Source organism: Mesorhizobium sp. M1A.F.Ca.IN.020.03.2.1 (genome assembly GCF_004023205.1).
Taxonomy (GTDB): domain Bacteria; phylum Pseudomonadota; class Alphaproteobacteria; order Rhizobiales; family Rhizobiaceae; genus Mesorhizobium.
The window spans coordinates 1-867 of record NZ_RZSV01000489.1 but is presented as its reverse complement, the minus strand read 5'-3'; the positions used below and the strand labels follow the sequence as shown (position 1 = coordinate 867).

Here is an 867-nt window from a genome sequence, read left to right as displayed (position 1 = left end):
CCACAGGGCGTCGATGGTTCTGATGGCCTTTGCGCGCAGATGCGCCTTGAGCTTGGCGAAGGCCATTTCGATCGGGTTGAGATCCGGACTGTAGGGCGGCAGGAAGAGCAGCCATGCGCCTCTTGCCCTGATGGCTGCCTCGGCGGCTGGACTCTTGTGGGCGGCGAGGTTGTCAAGGATGACGACATCGCCCCTTGCCAACGTCGGAGCGAGCTGCGTTTTCGACGTAGGTCTCGAAGATGCGCCGGTTCATCGGCGCGTCGACGACGAAAGGGGCGGTAAGCCCATGGCAGCCCGGCGATGAAGGTCTGCGTCTTCCAATGTCCAAACGGTGCCTTTGAGCGCAACCGCCGACCCTTCAGGCAGCGACCGCGCAAGCGCGTCATCTTCGTCGTGGTTCCGGTCTCGTCGATAAACACCAGCCGATGTGGCTCAAGCCGCATCCGCGGCTGGCGTTTGGCCCGCCACTCCTGGCGCGCCTTGCTGATGTCGGGTCGATCTTGCTCGCTGGCCAGCAGCGTTTTTTTTGAAGCGGTAGCCGTTCCTGATGAGCCAACGTGAGATCGAGGCGGGAGCGACCTGGACGCCTGCAGCAATAACCAGTTGGGCGGCAAGCTCCGGCATGGTGATGTCGTCCTTCTCGGCCACACAACCAAGCAGGAACGCACGATGCGGATCGAGCTTGGAATGGCGGCGGCCACCACTGGCTTTGGGCGCCAGGCTCTCGGTCTCTCGATAGTTCCTCATCAGGATAACGACGAACGAAACCGACACCTCAAAATGTGCCGCCGCCGCACGCCGAGAATGGCCCGCCTCGACAAACCGCACAACACGTTCACGCAAATCGAGCGAATAGGGCTTGGGCAT

The 867-nt window shown here is 61.9% G+C and carries 2 protein-coding genes; both read right to left on the bottom strand.

The genetic code is table 11. From position 1 onward, the window contains the following. The coding region (locus EOA79_RS34005; protein WP_245489987.1) for a transposase at positions 1-201 on the bottom strand (201 nt) is incomplete at its 3' end. Between the two features lie 231 nt (positions 202-432). Further along, the coding region (locus tag EOA79_RS34000; protein ID WP_095832316.1) for a helix-turn-helix domain-containing protein at positions 433-867 on the bottom strand (435 nt) is incomplete at its 5' end.